The sequence below is a fragment of the Streptococcus sp. genome, assembly GCF_030528045.1.
Classification (GTDB): domain Bacteria; phylum Bacillota; class Bacilli; order Lactobacillales; family Streptococcaceae; genus Streptococcus.
The window spans coordinates 1-16227 of the sequence record NZ_JAUMZR010000044.1 but is presented as its reverse complement, the minus strand read 5'-3'; the positions used below and the strand labels follow the sequence as shown (position 1 = coordinate 16227).

Sequence of the window (16227 nt, the reverse complement as noted above, 5' to 3'; positions counted from 1 at the left end):
ACTCCTGCCGCTAAAAATGGTAAAATTATCCAACTAACACCAGACCTCTGGTATCTAAGTGGTGGCGGGCTTGAATCAACTAAACTCATGATTGAAGACGCACAAAAAGCTTTGAAATAAACAAGAAAACCCAACATCAAATGATGTTGGGTTTATTTTTCTTCTTGATTTCGTCTGAGAGAAAAGTGGTCTGGGACAGGATCTTTTCCTATTGGAGACCAGGGATGACAACGTAAAATTCGAGCCAAGCCCATCAAAACACCCTTAAAGCCATGTTTTTCAATAGCCTGAATCATGTAGTTGGAACAAGTAGGTTCAAAACGACATGAGGGCGGAAAGGCCGGTGAGATAAAACGTTGGTAAAAGCGTACTGGCGCTATTAAGATTCGTTTCATTATTTCTTGGTTACAGCCATAGTGTGTAGTTGGCTGATTTCTTTTTTATTAAGGCGACGGGATTCTCCTGGACGAAGACCAGTCAAATCTAGATGTCCAAAACGTGTCCGAGACAACTTATCCACTTGAAGACCAACAGCTTCAAACATCTTTTTAACCTGATGATTACGCCCCTCGTGGATGGTCAACTGTACCACAGAGCGATTTTTAACTGGATCCACTTTGAGAATCTCATAGACAGCCGGCTTGGTTTTCTTGCCATCAATCTCAAGTCCACGGGTCAAGGGGCGGAGATTATCCTTATTAGCCACACCTTTAACACGCGCGACATAGACCTTGTCAATCTCATTACGGGGGTGAATCATCTCATCCGTAAAGTCCCCATCATTGGTCAAAATCAAGACACCTGATGTATCCCAGTCCAAACGTCCAACCGGGTAAATGCGTTCTTTGACATTGGGCAAGAGATCCACAACAGTCTTGCGGCCCTTGTCATCTGTCACACTGGAAATCACTCCACGTGGTTTATTAAGCAGATAGTAGACCTTTTCTTCGTTGTAGATAGGCTGGCCCTCAACTTCGACCTTGTCACCTGACTTGATGGTCGTTGCGAGTTCACGCACTACCTGTCCGTTGACGGTTACCAAGCCTTGCTTGATCAACTCTTCTGCTTTTCTCCTACTGGCCACACCTGCGTGGGCAATATATTTATTGATTCTCATCTTCTTCTATCCTTTCACCAAATAATTGGCTTTCTTGGGCTTGAATCTCAAGCTCATCAATCACTGGCAGTTCTTCCAAATGGTTAATTCCCATGTAATCTAGGAAATAATCCGTTGTTACATAGAGGTTGGGGCGGCCCAACACTTCTTTTTTCCCATCTTCTCGTATCAATTCAAAAGCTTGTAGCTTAGCTAGAGCTCCACTAGAATTAACCCCACGAATAGCATCAATCTCAATTCGGGTAATCGGTTGCTTGTAGGCAATGATGGACAAGGTCTCAAGGGCAGCCCGAGACAAGCTCTGGTTGATGGGTGCCTTGGAGTATTCCTTCAAAATCGCTGCAAATTGAGGCTTGGTGACCAATCTGTATGCACCACCTGTCTCGATCAGGGACAAGCTCGAATCTTGGTCTTTTTCATACTTCTGGGCTAATTTTTCTAAACTCTGTCGGATGCCTGTCGGTGGAAGTGAGAGGAGTTCAGCCAACTGGCGAACTCGAATCCCATCTTCACCTGCTACAAACAAGAGCGCTTCTATTTCTGCTAAAGTACTCATCTTTCCTCTCTATCAAGTCTAGCTTTGTGCCTCTTGATTTTCTTCCTTCTTTTCCATGAGATAGATATCTCCGAAACTCTCCTCTTGCACGAGGATTAATTCCTGAGTTTTGATTAACTCTAAGGTCGCCAAAAAGAGGGTAATAACCTCTTGAACATTCTGGGCTTCCTTGAACAAATCCTGCAAGCGCAACTGGTCTCGTCCTGACAAGGACTCTTTTACGATGACCATCATGTCCTCAATCTTATACTCATCCCGCAAGATGGTCGTGTGATTCTGTGCGAACTCCTCTTTTTTCTTGGCTAGGATATTTGAAAAAGCCAAAAAGAGGTCAATGGTCGTCTTATCATGTACAAGCTCCGCATCCTCGTATATCAACTCTGTTGGCGCTTTGGAATAGTACTGGGCCCGATCTTGGTGCTTAGCCTCCAAGTGCTCACCCAAGAGTTTGAACTTGCGGTATTCTTCGATTTGAGAGAGAAGGTCCTGCTCCAGGTCATCCTCTAAGTCTGTCACTTCTGCTACCTTTGGCAAGAGCTTGCGGCTCTTGATCAGCATGAGCTGACTGGCCATAACCATATACTCACCCGTCACTTCCAGACGCATGGCCTGCAGAGTTGAGACATAGGCTAGATACTGTTCGATAACTTCTGTAATGGGCACATCGTAAATATCCATCTGGTACTTAGAAACCAGGTGCAAGAGTAAGTCCAGTGGCCCTTCAAAATCTTTTAATTTAATATCCATTATCTATATTTTTCTATGGTCAGGACTGTTTTTAATCCTAATTTTTTTGCAATTTCGTACAAATCGACCTTGTTTTCTATTTGTCTTAGAATGAACTGTTCCCGCAAGGCTTGAGCGGATAGTTCTGGGAAACCTTTCTCCTTGACAAAGGACTCCAGCTGACGAAAGGCCCACTGACGAGAATAGGTTTTCCCACTCCTTTCAAAGAGATAGGTCTGCCCCATCAAGGGTTCCAATTCTGGAGTCAAGGTCGTGGGTATGGTGACAATCCTCTGTTGGGAAGCCTTGCTGATTCGCAACACCTGAAAATCCAGATTGATATCTGCAACCTTAAGGGCTAAAATCTCACTTGGCAAGAGCCCTATTTCCAAGATAAGAAGCGCCAGCAAGCGTCCTTCTGGATAATTACTTTCCTGCCAAAAAGAGTCTAGGTCTAGAATTTCTGGTTTTTCAGTCTTCTTTTCAGCTTGTTTGGCTAATTCCAGACGGTAAAAGCTGTCCACTTCTCCGTTTCGATAGAGAAAGTAGAGAAATTGGTTACAGGCCGAAAGTTTTCGCTTCTGGGCGCTGATTTTTAGATTGGCTAGCTGGGCTTGGTAAATCTTAAGACTGGTCTCAGAAATCCGCTCACCCACAATGTCTAAAAATTGCTCCAGATCATACTTATAGGACTGCTTGGAATTGGCAGACAAGTCCTGCTTTCCCTCTAAAAAGTTTGAAATCCTATCTCTCATTTGCATCGAATCTCATATTCCTTACTAAAGTCATGCAAGAGGGCATTAACTGCCTTGAGGATGGACTTGCGCGTGATGATTCCTTGGAAAATTCCTTCATCATCTACCACTGGCAAGAAGGGTTCATCCACCAGTTTATGGAGGACTTCAGTGATGTTATAGTCTGGAGCGACGACTGCCACATCTGTCTTGGTCATATTGACGATGTCTGTCGTTGCCATCTGCTCATCCGTCAAACCTTGCTCCATTTGATAAGCCAAAATGTCTCTCAGCCCAATGGTTCCAACAAAGCGTTTGTCAAAGGTCACAACAGGGATACGGGTATAAGTGATTTGGCTCAACACCAAAATCGCATGGTCAGCGTTATGGGAATCAATCAAGGCTGCTAGATTCTCAGCAGGGGTAAGAAAAGTCCCTTCCTGCTCCAATAAAAATTCTTCAAATTCCTTGGCAATCATCGAGCAAACTCCTTGGACAGACCTGGATAAACCTCATGATCACGTGTCAAAAAGTCTACTTTAAAATAGCTGTCATCAATCTCCACACGGGCATAGAGGCATTCTCTAATAGTTCCTCGTGGTTGGCTGATGGAGCCTGGATTTAGAAAAAGAGTCTTTCCTTCCATCCAAGCATTTGGCACATGCAAGTGACCATAGAGACAGATATCGGCATCTTCTTCCTGAGCCCAGTAGTCCAACTTTTGAAAGTTGAAATTGATATCAAACAAGTGTCCATGCGTCTGGATGATCTTGGTCGGACCAAGTTGAGTTACCAAACGTTCTGGGTAGCCAGCATAAAAGTCCATATTTCCTTTGACGACATGGATGCCTTCCCAAAGCGGAGAGTCTGGACGGAGTTCAGAGTCACCATCGTGAAAAATGGCATCAACTTTACCTAGATAGCGGTCACGGATTTCTTCCACAATCAAGCTATCGCCATGGGAGTCACTCATTACAATGATGGTTTGCTTTGCCATGATGGAAATACCTCCAAAAGTTTCTTAACGGCTAAGGCACGGTGGGATTGGCTATTTTTTTCTTCCAGGGTTAATTCGGCTGCTGACTTACCTGTCTCTCCCACAAGGAAGAGGGGATCATAACCAAAACCATTCTCCCCCTTGGGTTCAAAGTTGATATAACCTGGCCAGTCAGCTTCGACCACCAAGCTTTCCTTGTTTGGACTAGCTACGACTAGGGTTGTATGGAATTGGGCTGAGCGATCCTTGAGTTCAAAGACCATGGCCAATTCGTGCAAGAGTTTGGCGTTGTTTTCACGGTCAGTTGCTCCTACACCAGCGAATCGCGCTGACCAAACTCCTGGCAAACCGCCAAGGACATCGACTTTGAGACCAGAATCATCTGCCAAAACCATCTTTCCTGTTAATTGGGAAATGGTTTCTGCCTTAAGGCGGGCATTTTCTTCAAAGGTCATGCCAGTTTCTGCTACTTCAGGTAGATCTGGATAGTCATTGAGATTTTCCACATCGTAGCCTAGTTTGTCAAAGATAGCTCGGAATTCCTTGGTCTTGCCCTCGTTACGAGTTGCAATCAATAAGGTTTCTCTGACCTTGTTAGTTTCAAAGAAGGCTTCTACATCGACTCCTTCTTTAGGCAATTCGACATGCAAAAGCTGTCCATTTTCAACCAAGAGTAGAGCTCCCTGACGTTGGATGACTTCTAGATTGCGACCTGCTTCTGCATTTAAAATCTCAACGATAAAGGAGAGCAGACGGAAGTTAGAAGACCAGCGCATCACCGTTATCGTAATCGGAAAGCCATTTTCCTCGTCACGAAAAATCCGCGCTAAATCCATAAAATCAAGCTCGAGAGAATCTTTGATAAGGCTATAGATGCCTCCATAGACATCCCAGACACCGACATACCAGTCCTGGTCATCCTTGTATTCGTAAATTTTGTTTGTCATAAAGTTACATGCTCCACATGAATCTCTTTTTCTAGCCATTCTGCTCCAATTTGGGCAAAACTTTGGCTATTGGCTGTTGTGTAAAAACGATGTTGAAGAGGTCCCGCATCTCGGCTACGGTTGATTTCAAAATAGTTAAGCAAAACCGAGATATCCCGTACACACTCTGCCCCACTATCGATGAGCTGAACCTTTGGTCCCATGACATTTTGGATGATAGGGCGAAGGAGTGGGTAATGGGTACAGCCCAAAATCAGGCTATCCACCTTGCCGACCAAGGGACGCAGGGTTTCATAAACCACTTTCTTGGTAACACTGGTTGACAGGGCACCAGACTCCACCAAGGGGGCAAACTTGGGACAGGCCAAACTTTCCACCTGTAAGTCTGGATCCAAATCATGGATTTTTTGACGATAGATGTCTGATTGGACCGTCATAGGGGTTCCAATGACCCCGATTTTCCCACCTTGACTGGACTTAATAGCTGCCGAAGCTCCCGGCAAAATCACACCTAGGACAGGAATATCTAGTTGGGCCTTGATTTCTTCCCAGACGACCGCAGTCGCAGTGTTACAAGCAATGACAATCATTTTGACATCCTTGGTCAAGAGAAAGTTGACCAACTGCCAAGTATATTCACGGATTTGCTCAGCAGGACGGGGACCATAGGGTGCCCGTGCCGAATCTCCAATATAGACGATTTCTTCATGGGGAAGCTGGCGCATGAGCTCACGTACAACAGTCAAGCCCCCGACACCCGAATCCAAAAAACCAATTGGTCGATTATCCATACAGTCTTCTTTCTAGTCTTTTTTCTGATTGATAGTTCATCATAATTACTCGTCCTAAATGAACGGATAGACAGCTTGATAGAATGGCAACTGCCTCTCTTTTAATCATAATCAAATATCAATAGAATGCAAGGAAAAAGTCTTATCCTTGAGAACTATTGAACATAGTGAGAAGTCTGGAACTTTCATCCCAGACTTTTCCTATTTATTTCTTTTTGTTCTTAGCAAGGGCTGCTTTTTGTTGGCGGATGATTTGGTGGTAAACTTGTTGTACCTTGGCTTCGCTTGGTTTTTGACCATTTGCACTCAAGAGAGCACGAACTGCGTCAGCGTTCAAACGGGGGTTGTCAGCATATTTTTTTTCGATTTGCTTACGAGCCAAGTAAATGCCTCCAAGAGCTCCCCCTAGAAAAGCTAGCACAATCAAGACAATTGCTAAAAGTAAATCCATTCTTTTTCTCCTGTTTCTTTTTGAGTCTTCTATATTATACCATAAAGTGATTTTCCTGACTAGTTTGTTTTACGCTTTCAAAAAGGGCAATAGGCGACAAAAAAGGAGCCCTGTTTTTCAATGAAAGAGAGCTCCTTGCTGCGTTTAATTTACATAAATAGCCAGTGTTTGATACGGTTTCAGAATAATTTTTTCTGATACTTCTACATCTTCATAGTTTGAAATCAGAATCTGTCCATTTTGGTAGGCTACTGGCAGGTCAATTTCTACTTCTGTGGCATAAAAGTTATCGAGGACCAGTAACTTTTCATTCTCATACTGTCGTTCAAAGGCATAGACTTGCTTACTGTCTTCAAAAGCTGGTTTGTAGCTTCCTTCTGAAATGATTGGCATTTCTTTACGAAGTCGAATCAAGTTTTGGTAGAAGGCGAAAATTGGGCCTTTGATTTCATTTTCTACGTTGATGTGAGGGTAGGATTTTCCTGCCTTCAGCCATGGAGTGCCTGTTGAAAATCCTGCATTTTCTGAGGCATCCCACTGCATGGGAATGCGTGAATTATCACGCGACTTGGCCTGAATAATCTGGAAGGCTTCTTGCTGACTTTTCCCTTCTTTTAAGAGCATCTGATAAGCATTGATGGACTCGACATCCACATAATCAGCCATGGAATCATAGTCTGGGTCAACCATTCCGATTTCCTCACCCATGTAGATATAAGGTGTCCCACGTGACAGGTGAATGCTGGCAGCCAGCATAGTCGCCCCTTCATTGCGGAAATGTTGAATATCGACAAAACGATTTAAGGCTCGTGGTTGGTCGTGATTGTTCCAAAAGAGGGCACTCCAGCCGTTTTTGTCACTCATTTCCTTGCCCCAGCTATGGTAAAGACTTTTCAACTCTTCGAAATCAAAGGGCGCCAAGGTCCACTTCTGTCCGTCCTTGTAGTCCACCTTGAGATGATGGAAATTAAAGGTCATGGATAATTCTTGACGGTCAGGTGACGAATAGAGGACACAGTTTCCCATGGTGGTTGAAGACATTTCCCCAACTGTCATAAAACTATCATCTGATCCAAAAGTGGCTTGGTTCATCATGCGCAAATAGTCATGAACGATGGGCTTGTCTGTGTAAGCTGGCTTGCCTTCATTTTCAGGACAGTCCACCAAGACCTCATCCTTACCGATCAAATTGATTACATCAAATCGGAAACCTTTGACTCCCTTGTCTCGCCAGAAATTAACAACCTTGAAAAGCTCCTTGCGAACATTGGGATTGCGCCAATTAAGGTCAGCCTGGGTCTCATCAAAGAGATGGAGGTAATATTTCCCTGTATCCCCGAAAGGTGCCCAGGCAGAGCCGCCAAACTTAGACTGCCAGTCTGTCGGTTGGTCTTGGATGAAGAAAAAGTCTTGGTAGTACTGGTCGCCAGCTAGGGCTTTCTGAAACCATTCGTGTTCTGTCGAGCAATGATTGAGCACCATATCTAACATAAAGTCAATCTTGTGCTCTTTACCGACACGTACCATCTCTTCAAAATCAGCCATATCACCAAAAAGAGGATCCACTGCCATATAATCTGAAATATCGTAACCATTATCCCGTTGGGGGCTTGGGTAGAATGGATTGAGCCAGACCATATCCACACCTAGCTTGGCTAGATAGGGAATTTTTTCGATAATCCCACGGAAATCCCCAATACCATTTCCAGTGGTGTCTTTATATGATTTTGGATAGATTTGATAGACTACTTTTCCTTTATCAAGTGCCATCTGTTTCTCCTTTTCTGATAAAAGGGAGGAACTGATGTTCCTTCCCTGTTTGTGCTATTTCGATTAGATTCGTGTAGCGACCATGAGAGCTGCCCCAGCTTGGATAGTTGTTGGATAAGTTCCAGTGATAGTCGCTGTATAAGCATCTTGATTGGTGATGATAACAGGAGTTTCTGTCACGAGACCTGCAGCCTTAATGACATCCATATCAAAACGAATCAATTTCTGACCTACTGTGACGTGGTCTCCTTGGGCTACAAGACTTTCAAAACCTTTGCCATCAAGACCTACTGTATCCATACCGATGTGGATGAGCAATTCTACCCCCTCATCAGAGACAATACCAATGGCATGCTTGGTAGGGAAAAGAACCGTCACTGTCCCATTGACTGGAGAAGTCAACTCACCTTGGCTTGGTTCAATGACTAGACCTTGTCCCATAACGCCTGATGCAAAAACAGGGTCCGTAGCTTGGCTCAATTCTTTCACTTGACCAGTCAGTGGGCTGACAATTTCTACTGGAGCAAGGGTTACTGGTTCATGACTGACAAATTCTGCCTCTTCTTGGGCAACGAATTCTGCCTGTAAGGCTGTATCATCCTCTGTCTTTGTAAAGAGACCGACTTTGCGGAAGAAGAAAGTCAAGAGCATTGGTACAACAATAGCAACTAGCATGGTTCCTGCAAACGGCATCATGTATTGAGGTTGAATAGAGAGGATACCTGGCAAACCACCGATACCGATAGAAGCCGCCGTTACATTAAAAGTAACAGACAACATCCCTGCAAGGGCTGAACCAATCATCCCAGCTACAAATGGATAGATGTATTTGACATTGACCCCAAAGAGGGCTGGTTCTGTAACACCGAGATAGGCTGAAATGGTTGCAGGAAGTGAAATCTGAGCCTCACGCTCATCATGGCGGTGCATGAAATAATAGGCAAATACAGCAGAACCTTGAGCAATATTAGAAAGAGCAATCATTGGCCAAAGCGCAGTTCCGCCAGCATCCGCAATCAATTGTGTATCGATGGCATTGGTCATATGGTGCAAACCAGTGATGACAAATGGAGCATAGAGAGCACCAAAAATTGCACCGAAGAGCCATTTAACTGGACCAGTCAATCCTGCCAATACAACTGCGGAGAGTCCTTGCCCAATTGTCCAACCGATTGGTCCCAAGACAGTATGAGCCAAAATCAAGGCTGGAATCAATGACAAGAAAGGCACAAAAATCATGGAAATGACTTCTGGAATATGCTTGCGCCAGAAAATTTCAAGATAAGACAGACTCAAACCTGCAAGCAAGGCTGGAATAACTTGAGCCTGATAACCAATACGATTAACCGTAAAGTAGCCAAAATTCCATACCCAGTTGGCTGCGATTTCTTCTGTTGAAGTAGACGCTACTGCATAGGCGTTGAGCAACTGAGGTGAAACCAAACATATTCCGAGAACAATTCCCAAAATTTGGCTGGTTCCCATCTTACGAGAGACAGACCAGGTAATTCCTACTGGCAAGAACTGGAAGATCGCTTCACCAGGCAACCAGAGGAAGTGATTAACCCCTGCCCAAAACTGAGAGGATTCTGTGATGGTCTTACCATCCAACATCGACCAATGCACACCTTCAAGAACATTACGGAAACCGAGGATCAACCCTCCGACTATCAAGGCTGGAATAATCGGTGTAAAGATTTCAGCTAGAGTGGTCATGACACGTTGAAGTACATTTTGATTACTCTTAGCTGCGGATTTGGCTGCTTCTTTGGAGACACCCTCGATGCCTGAAACAGCTGTAAAATCATTATAAAAAATCGGCACGTCATTCCCGATAATCACCTGAAATTGACCCGCATTTGTAAAGGTCCCTTTGACGGCTGGAATCGACTCGATGATCTTGACATTGGCCTTCTTTTCGTCCCCGAGAACAAAACGCATCCGTGTCGCACAGTGGGTGACAGCAGTGACATTCTCCTTGCCTCCGATCGCCTGAAGCAGATCTTTGGCTTCTTGTTCAAATTTTCCCATTTGATTCTCCTTATATTTGTCAAAGCAAGCTTGACTTGATAGCTCTATTGTAAACGATACCAAACTTGTATGCAACTTGTTTGCGATAAAAAGAGGATATTTTTGGATATTTTCTAGCACTTGTATGGTAAAATAGATACAAGTATTTATGGAATAAGACTCAAAACTCATTTAAGGAAGCAATATGAAGAAATACCAACAATTATTTAAGCAAATCCAAAAAACCATTCAAAACGAGACTTACGCTGTCGGAGATTTCCTCCCCAGTGAGCACGAACTCATGAATCAGTATCAGGTGAGCCGTGACACCGTCCGAAAAGCTCTGTCCCTCCTCCAAGAAGAAGGATTAATCAAAAAGATAAGGGGGCAAGGTTCTCAAATCGTTAAAGAAGAAACGGTCAATTTCCCTGTCTCCAACCTAACCAGCTACCAAGAACTGGTCCATGAACTTGGACTTCGATCTAAGACTAATGTCGTCAGTCTGGACAAAATCATTATCGATAAGAAGTCCTCACTGATAACCGGCTTTCCAGAGTTTCGGATGATGTGGAAGGTGGTCCGCCAGCGTGTGGTGGATAACCTGGTATCGGTTCTGGATACGGACTATCTGGATATGGAACTGGTCCCAAATCTCACTCGCCAAATCACTGAGCAATCTATCTACTCGTATATAGAAGACGACCTCAAACTCCATATTGATTATGCTCAGAAGGAAATCACCATTGACCACACGGGTGACCGAGACAAGATTCTCATGGACATTGGCAAAGACCCTTATGTCGTTTCAATCAAGTCAAAAGTCTATCTCCAAGACGGGCGCCAGTTTCAATTCACCGAAAGTCGCCATAAATTAGAAAAATTTCACTTTGTTGACTTTGCCAAAAGACATCCGAAATAAACACTTACAGTTGGGGATACTCTCAACTGTTTTTTAGTAGTAAACGATCTAGTTGAGAGTTGAAAAAGAGGGACTACTTGCTACTTATTCTACTATTTTAAGAAAAAACAACAGCAAATATGTATCTTGCTAAAAAGCTCTTGACAAATGCTAAGCGACCATTAGAATGGGAGGTGAGGAGATAAATAGAAACAAATTAAACGAAACCGCTTTATAAAATGTAAGCGGTTTCGAATACGCAAAGGAAGGTTTTATGAAAAAACACTTTTGGGAGAAATCCTGTCGCTATAGCATCCGCAAGCTGACGGTTGGGACTGCTTCTGTTTTACTGGGAGCTGTTTTTCTAGTCAACCACACTGTAGCCGCAGACAGTGTTGAAGTTAAACAGACTGAACCAACCTCTGTCGAAGCTATCACTAAGCCTGATAGTGAACCCAAAGCAGCTGAAGCGACTGAAACTACAAATCCGTCCCTTGAAGAAAGTCCAGTAGTTTCCGAAAGCAAGCCAGCTGAGGAGACTCAGACGACAAATAGTCAAGCTAGTGAAGAAGCCATTGTAGAAGCTAAAGAAAATAAGGAACCTGAAAAGGCAGATCAGCCGGTGACAAAGCAAGAAAACTATCAACTCAACTACGATCAGCCAACAGCTCCCTCCTATGATGGATGGAAAAAACAAGCCCTCCCTGTCGGAAATGGAGAAATGGGAGCCAAGGTTTTTGGTCTGATTGGGTAAGAGAGAATCCAGTACAACGAAAAGACCCTCTGGTCAGGAGGACCACAACCCGATAGCACCGACTATAACGGTGGAAACTACAAGGATCGCTACAAGGTCTTAGCAGAGATACGCAAAGCCCTCGAAGCTGGTGACCGCCAAAAAGCAAAACAGCTAGCTGAACAAAATCTAGTTGGACCAAACAACGCCCAGTATGGACGTTACCTAGCCTTTGGAGATATCTTCATGGTCTTTAATAACCAGAAGAAAGGGGTAGATACTGTAACAGACTATCATCGTGGTTTAGATATCACGGAAGCCACTACGACAACTTCTTATACCCAAGATGGGACGACTTTCAAACGCGAAACTTTCTCCAGCTATCCTGACGATGTCACTGTGACTCACTTGACCAAAAAAGGAAACAAGACACTTGACTTTACCCTTTGGAACAGTTTGACAGAAGACTTGCTTGCTAATGGCAACTACTCTTGGGAATATTCTAACTATAAGAATGGTCATGTCACTACAGATACAAACGGAATCCTTCTAAAGGGAACTGTCAAAGATAACGGCCTCCAATTTGCATCCTATCTAGGAATTAAAACGGACGGAAAGGTGACTGTTCAGGACGAAACTCTGACCGTTACAGGCGCAAGTTATGCAACCCTCTATCTCAGTGCCAAGACTAACTTTGCTCAGGATCCAAAAACCAACTATCGAAAAGACATTGACCTCGAAAAAACAGTTAAAGGGATTGTCGAAGCAGCTAAGGCCAAAGACTACGAGACACTTAAAAAGGTCCATATCAAGGACTATCAAAGTCTCTTTAACCGCGTTAAACTAAATCTAGGCGGAAACAAGACTGCTCAAACGACAAAAGAGGCCCTTCAAGGCTATAACCCAGAAAAAGGGCAAAAACTGGAAGAACTCTTCTTCCAATACGGTCGATATCTACTCATCAGTTCGTCTCGTGATCGGACAGATGCCCTTCCTGCCAACCTACAAGGAGTCTGGAATGCCGTAGACAATCCACCTTGGAACGCTGACTACCACCTCAATGTCAATTTGCAAATGAACTATTGGCCAGCCTACATGAGCAACCTGGCTGAAACTGCCAAGCCAATGCTCAATTACATTGACGATATGCGTTACTATGGCCGTATCGCTGCTAAGGAATACGCTGGTATCGAATCAAAAGATGGACAAGAAAATGGTTGGCTGGTCCACACCCAGGCGACACCATTTGGCTGGACTACTCCAGGCTGGAATTACTATTGGGGTTGGTCTCCAGCTGCTAACGCTTGGATGATGCAGAATGTCTATGACTATTATAAATTTACCAAGGATGAGACCTATCTCAAAGAAAAGATTTATCCAATGCTCAAGGAAACAGCTAAGTTCTGGAACTCCTTCTTGCACTATGACAAGGCCAGTGACCGTTGGGTGTCTTCACCATCCTACTCACCAGAACACGGAACCATCACCATCGGAAATACCTTTGACCAATCGCTAGTCTGGCAGCTATTCCACGACTACATGGAGGTCGCCAACCATCTGAATGTCGACCAAGACTTAGTCACAGAAGTCAAGGCTAAATTTGACAAACTCAAACCACTTCACATCAACAAAGAGGGACGCATCAAGGAATGGTACGAGGAGGACAGTCCGCAATTCACAAATGAAGGGATTGAAAACAACCACCGTCACGTTTCCCATCTAGTTGGTCTCTTCCCAGGTACGCTCTTTAGCAAGGATCAGGCTGAATACCTAGAGGCTGCGCGTGCTACCTTGAACCACCGTGGAGATGGTGGTACAGGTTAGTCTAAGGCCAATAAAATCAACCTCTGGGCTCGTCTGCTGGACGGTAACCGCGCCCATCGCTTACTCGCTGAACAGCTTAAGTATTCAACCCTAGAAAATCTTTGGGATACCCACGCGCCTTTCCAAATCGACGGCAACTTTGGAGCAACCAGTGGTATGGCAGAAATGCTCCTCCAATCTCATACTGGCTATATTGCGCCATTACCAGCCCTTCCAGATGCTTGGAAAGACGGTCAGGTTTCTGGCTTGATTGCCCGTGGTAACTTTGAAGTTAGCATGAAGTGGAAAGATAAAAACCTGCAAAGCTTGTCCTTCCTTTCAAATGTCGGTGGAGACCTGGTTGTAGATTATCCAAATATCGAAGCCAGTCAGATCAAGGTCAATGGCAAGCCAGTCAAGGCAACGATTCTCAAAAACAATCGCATCCAACTAGCAACTCAAAAAGGGGACGTAATTACCTTTGAACACTTCCCCGGTCGTGTAACCAGTCTGACAGCAGTTCGACAAAATGGAGTCACTGCCAAACTCACCTTCAACCAAGTAGAAGGCGCTACCCACTATGTCATCCAAAGACAAGTAAAAGATGAGTCTGGCCAAACCTCTGCAACTAGAGAATTTGTAACCAATCAAACTAACTTTATCGACCGATCACTAAATCCTCAACTCGCCTATACTTATACCGTCAAGGCGATGCTGGGCGAAGTTTCCACACAAGTCTCTGAACAAGCGACTGTCGAAACCTATAGCGAGTTGATGGACGACCGAGATAGCCGCATCCGGTACGGAGCTGCCTTCGAAAACTGGGCAGACTCAGAATTATTTGGAGGAACAGAGAAATTTGCTGACCTTTCAAAAGGAGACTACACAGACGAAGATCTCACTGCTACCATTCCTTTCACTGGCGTTGGTATCGAAATCTATGGACTGAAATCGTCTGAATTAGGTCTTGCCACTGCTAAAATTGATGGCAAAGAGGTCGGCGAACTTGATTTCCATACTGCTGGAGCAACTGAAAAAGGTAGTCTCATCGGTCGCTTCGCAGGATTGTCTGACGGACCTCACACATTGACTCTTAGCGTTAAACATGAGCACAAACACCGTGGTAGTGAGCGCTCGAAAATTTCATTAGACTACTTCAAGATCCTAGCAGGAACAGGCAATCCAATTGAAAAAATGGACGATCGTGATTCGCGCATCCAATATGGTTCCCAGTTTAAGGACTGGTCTGACCCTGAACACTACGGTGGTACGGAAAAATACGCTGACATCAACAACAGCGACTCCAGTGCAGCCTCAGAAGCTCAGGCAACCATTTCCTTTACAGGAACAGGTATTCGAATTTATGGTTTGAAGAGCCTTGCCCTTGGACGAGCACGTGTTACACTAGATGGCAAAGAAATGCCAAGTCTAGACTTCTACACTTCAGGTGCAACTGAAAAGAGAGCTTTTATTGGCGAATTTACAAACCTTACTGACGGTCCGCACACCCTGACATTACAAGTTGACCCAGATTCGCCAGAAGGTCGCAAGAAAATCTCTCTAGACTCCTTTGACATCATCAAAGCCCCTGCTGTTGGTCTAGATAGTCCAAGTATCGCTCCTCTTAAGGAAAACGATAAAGAAATTTCCTTAACCCTACCATCTGGAGACTGGGAAGCCATCGCTGTAACCTTCCCAGGTGTCAAAGATCCTCTGGTCTTGCGCAAAGTGGACGAAACGCATCTGGTTACAAGTGGGGATCAGACCGTGCTATCAATCCAAGACAATCAAGTTCAAATCCCAATCCCTGAAGAAACCGATCGCAAAGCTGGAAATGCCATTGAAGCTTATACCATTCAAGGAAATACCACAAGTAGCCCTATCGTAGCTGTATTTACTAAAAAGGATGAAAAGAAAGTTGATGAGAAGCAACCAACTACAAGCAAGGGAGAGGAACCAGCTCCTACTGTTGCCATTCCTGAATACACTGAGCCTATCGGGACTGCAGGGCAAGAGGAAGCGCCTACTGTTGAAATTCCTGAATACAATAAGCCTATCGGGACTGCAGGGCAAGAAGTGCCACCTATTTTTGAAAAACCTGAATACACCGAACCTATTGGAACCAGTGGAGATCAGGCCACTCCAACCCTTAGCCTTCCTGACTATCCAGTTCAAGTCTTGAAAGATAAGGAGACTGGAGTAGAAATCATCGGTGGAGCCAGCGACTTAGAAGGAATTTCTCACGTTTCTAGCCGACGTATCCTAGCTCAAGAACTCTTTGGCAAGACCTATGATGCTTACAATCTACAGCTTAAAAATCCAACCGATCATAGCTTGCAGCCAAAAGGCGCTGTCTTAGTTCGCTTGCCTGTTTCAGCTAGCGTAGAAAATGTTTACTACCTCACTCCAAATAAGGAGTTGCAAGCCCTTGATTTCACCGTTCGAGACGGAAAGGTAGAATTCATCACTAATCATTTTAGTACCTATGCTGTCGTCTATCAAGCTACTGGAACAAGCTCTAACACAGAGGAAAAACCAAGTCCTTCAGATACAGAAACCTTGGCACACAAGACTGAACAACTTTCAGCTAGTTCTAACCTTGCTAAAACTGGAAATCATTCTTCTAAAGAATGAAAAGGGAACACTTTTCTGTACAATTTTTATAAAGTGTTTTTTAAGGGATGACTCGTTTTG

Annotated in this window: 13 protein-coding genes and 2 pseudogenes; 3 read left to right on the top strand and 12 right to left on the bottom strand. The window is 44.2% G+C overall.

The window, feature by feature from the left end; translation table 11 throughout:
• A pseudogene (locus Q4A91_RS08160) lies at nt 1–120 on the top strand (iron ABC transporter substrate-binding protein); the annotation flags it as partial.
• A 32-nt stretch (nt 121–152) separates the two neighbouring features.
• Here the strand turns inward: Q4A91_RS08160 and yidD are convergent.
• The 12 genes from yidD to treP form a co-directional block, all read right to left on the bottom strand.
• Nucleotides 153–395, bottom strand: coding sequence for a membrane protein insertion efficiency factor YidD (yidD, locus tag Q4A91_RS08155; RefSeq protein WP_303212979.1), 243 nt, complete (start codon nt 393–395; stop codon nt 153–155).
• Nucleotides 395–1117, bottom strand: a complete 723-nt coding sequence (locus Q4A91_RS08150) for a pseudouridine synthase (protein ID WP_001222228.1) — start codon at nt 1115–1117, stop codon at nt 395–397. The genes yidD and Q4A91_RS08150 overlap by 1 nt, the downstream gene beginning before the upstream one ends.
• Nucleotides 1104–1673 carry an SMC-Scp complex subunit ScpB gene (gene scpB, locus Q4A91_RS08145; RefSeq protein ID WP_303212571.1) on the bottom strand — a complete coding sequence of 190 codons (570 nt, stop codon included), beginning with the start codon at nt 1671–1673 and terminating at the stop codon, nt 1104–1106. Before scpB ends, Q4A91_RS08150 begins: the two co-directional genes overlap by 14 nt.
• An 18-nt stretch (nt 1674–1691) precedes the next feature.
• Entirely contained in the window at nt 1692–2420 is a 729-nt protein-coding gene (locus Q4A91_RS08140; protein ID WP_303212570.1) for a segregation/condensation protein A, read from the bottom strand.
• Nucleotides 2420–3154, bottom strand: coding sequence for a site-specific tyrosine recombinase XerD (xerD, locus tag Q4A91_RS08135; RefSeq protein WP_303212569.1), 735 nt, complete (start codon nt 3152–3154; stop codon nt 2420–2422). Before xerD ends, Q4A91_RS08140 begins: the two co-directional genes overlap by 1 nt.
• Nucleotides 3151–3612, bottom strand: a complete 462-nt coding sequence (cbpB, locus tag Q4A91_RS08130; protein ID WP_303212568.1) for a cyclic-di-AMP-binding protein CbpB — start codon at nt 3610–3612, stop codon at nt 3151–3153. Before cbpB ends, xerD begins: the two co-directional genes overlap by 4 nt.
• Nucleotides 3609–4130 carry a metallophosphoesterase gene (locus Q4A91_RS08125; RefSeq protein ID WP_001118939.1) on the bottom strand — a complete coding sequence of 174 codons (522 nt, stop codon included), beginning with the start codon at nt 4128–4130 and terminating at the stop codon, nt 3609–3611. Before Q4A91_RS08125 ends, cbpB begins: the two co-directional genes overlap by 4 nt.
• On the bottom strand, nt 4106–5077 hold the full coding sequence (locus Q4A91_RS08120) for a nucleoside-triphosphate diphosphatase (protein ID WP_303212567.1): 972 nt from the start codon (nt 5075–5077) through the stop codon (nt 4106–4108). Before Q4A91_RS08120 ends, Q4A91_RS08125 begins: the two co-directional genes overlap by 25 nt.
• On the bottom strand, nt 5074–5868 hold the full coding sequence (gene racE / locus Q4A91_RS08115) for a glutamate racemase (protein ID WP_000370379.1): 795 nt from the start codon (nt 5866–5868) through the stop codon (nt 5074–5076). The genes Q4A91_RS08120 and racE overlap by 4 nt, the downstream gene beginning before the upstream one ends.
• A gap of 205 nt (nt 5869–6073) precedes the next feature.
• On the bottom strand, nt 6074–6319 hold the full coding sequence (locus Q4A91_RS08110) for a YneF family protein (protein WP_000364984.1): 246 nt from the start codon (nt 6317–6319) through the stop codon (nt 6074–6076).
• A gap of 144 nt (nt 6320–6463) precedes the next feature.
• Nucleotides 6464–8089, bottom strand: a complete 1626-nt coding sequence (gene treC / locus Q4A91_RS08105; protein WP_303212566.1) for an alpha,alpha-phosphotrehalase — start codon at nt 8087–8089, stop codon at nt 6464–6466.
• Nucleotides 8090–8152: 63 nt separating this feature from the next.
• Nucleotides 8153–10120, bottom strand: coding sequence for a PTS system trehalose-specific EIIBC component (gene treP, locus Q4A91_RS08100; protein WP_303212565.1), 1968 nt, complete (start codon nt 10118–10120; stop codon nt 8153–8155).
• 184 nt (nt 10121–10304) lie between these two features.
• Between treP and treR the strand changes: the two genes are divergently transcribed.
• Both treR and Q4A91_RS08090 read left to right on the top strand, forming a co-directional pair.
• Nucleotides 10305–11018 (top strand): trehalose operon repressor, encoded by a 714-nt coding sequence (gene treR, locus Q4A91_RS08095; RefSeq protein ID WP_303212564.1) that lies wholly within the window; start codon nt 10305–10307, stop codon nt 11016–11018.
• Nucleotides 11019–11271: 253 nt separating this feature from the next.
• Nucleotides 11272–16164, top strand: a pseudogene (locus Q4A91_RS08090) (SIALI-17 repeat-containing surface protein); the annotation flags it as partial.
• Nucleotides 16165–16227: the final 63 nt, after the last annotated feature.

Coding starts and splice junctions, on each gene's coding strand:
- treR (WP_303212564.1), top strand. CDS start 10,305: ATGAAGAAATACCAACAATTATTTAAGCAAATCCAAAAAACCATTCAA.
- yidD (WP_303212979.1), bottom strand. CDS start 395: ATGAAACGAATCTTAATAGCGCCAGTACGCTTTTACCAACGTTTTATC.
- cbpB (WP_303212568.1), bottom strand. CDS start 3,612: ATGATTGCCAAGGAATTTGAAGAATTTTTATTGGAGCAGGAAGGGACT.
- Q4A91_RS08150 (WP_001222228.1), bottom strand. CDS start 1,117: ATGAGAATCAATAAATATATTGCCCACGCAGGTGTGGCCAGTAGGAGA.
- treP (WP_303212565.1), bottom strand. CDS start 10,120: ATGGGAAAATTTGAACAAGAAGCCAAAGATCTGCTTCAGGCGATCGGA.
- Q4A91_RS08110 (WP_000364984.1), bottom strand. CDS start 6,319: ATGGATTTACTTTTAGCAATTGTCTTGATTGTGCTAGCTTTTCTAGGG.
- scpB (WP_303212571.1), bottom strand. CDS start 1,673: ATGAGTACTTTAGCAGAAATAGAAGCGCTCTTGTTTGTAGCAGGTGAA.
- xerD (WP_303212569.1), bottom strand. CDS start 3,154: ATGAGAGATAGGATTTCAAACTTTTTAGAGGGAAAGCAGGACTTGTCT.
- racE (WP_000370379.1), bottom strand. CDS start 5,868: ATGGATAATCGACCAATTGGTTTTTTGGATTCGGGTGTCGGGGGCTTG.
- Q4A91_RS08140 (WP_303212570.1), bottom strand. CDS start 2,420: ATGGATATTAAATTAAAAGATTTTGAAGGGCCACTGGACTTACTCTTG.
- treC (WP_303212566.1), bottom strand. CDS start 8,089: ATGGCACTTGATAAAGGAAAAGTAGTCTATCAAATCTATCCAAAATCA.
- Q4A91_RS08125 (WP_001118939.1), bottom strand. CDS start 4,130: ATGGCAAAGCAAACCATCATTGTAATGAGTGACTCCCATGGCGATAGC.
- Q4A91_RS08120 (WP_303212567.1), bottom strand. CDS start 5,077: ATGACAAACAAAATTTACGAATACAAGGATGACCAGGACTGGTATGTC.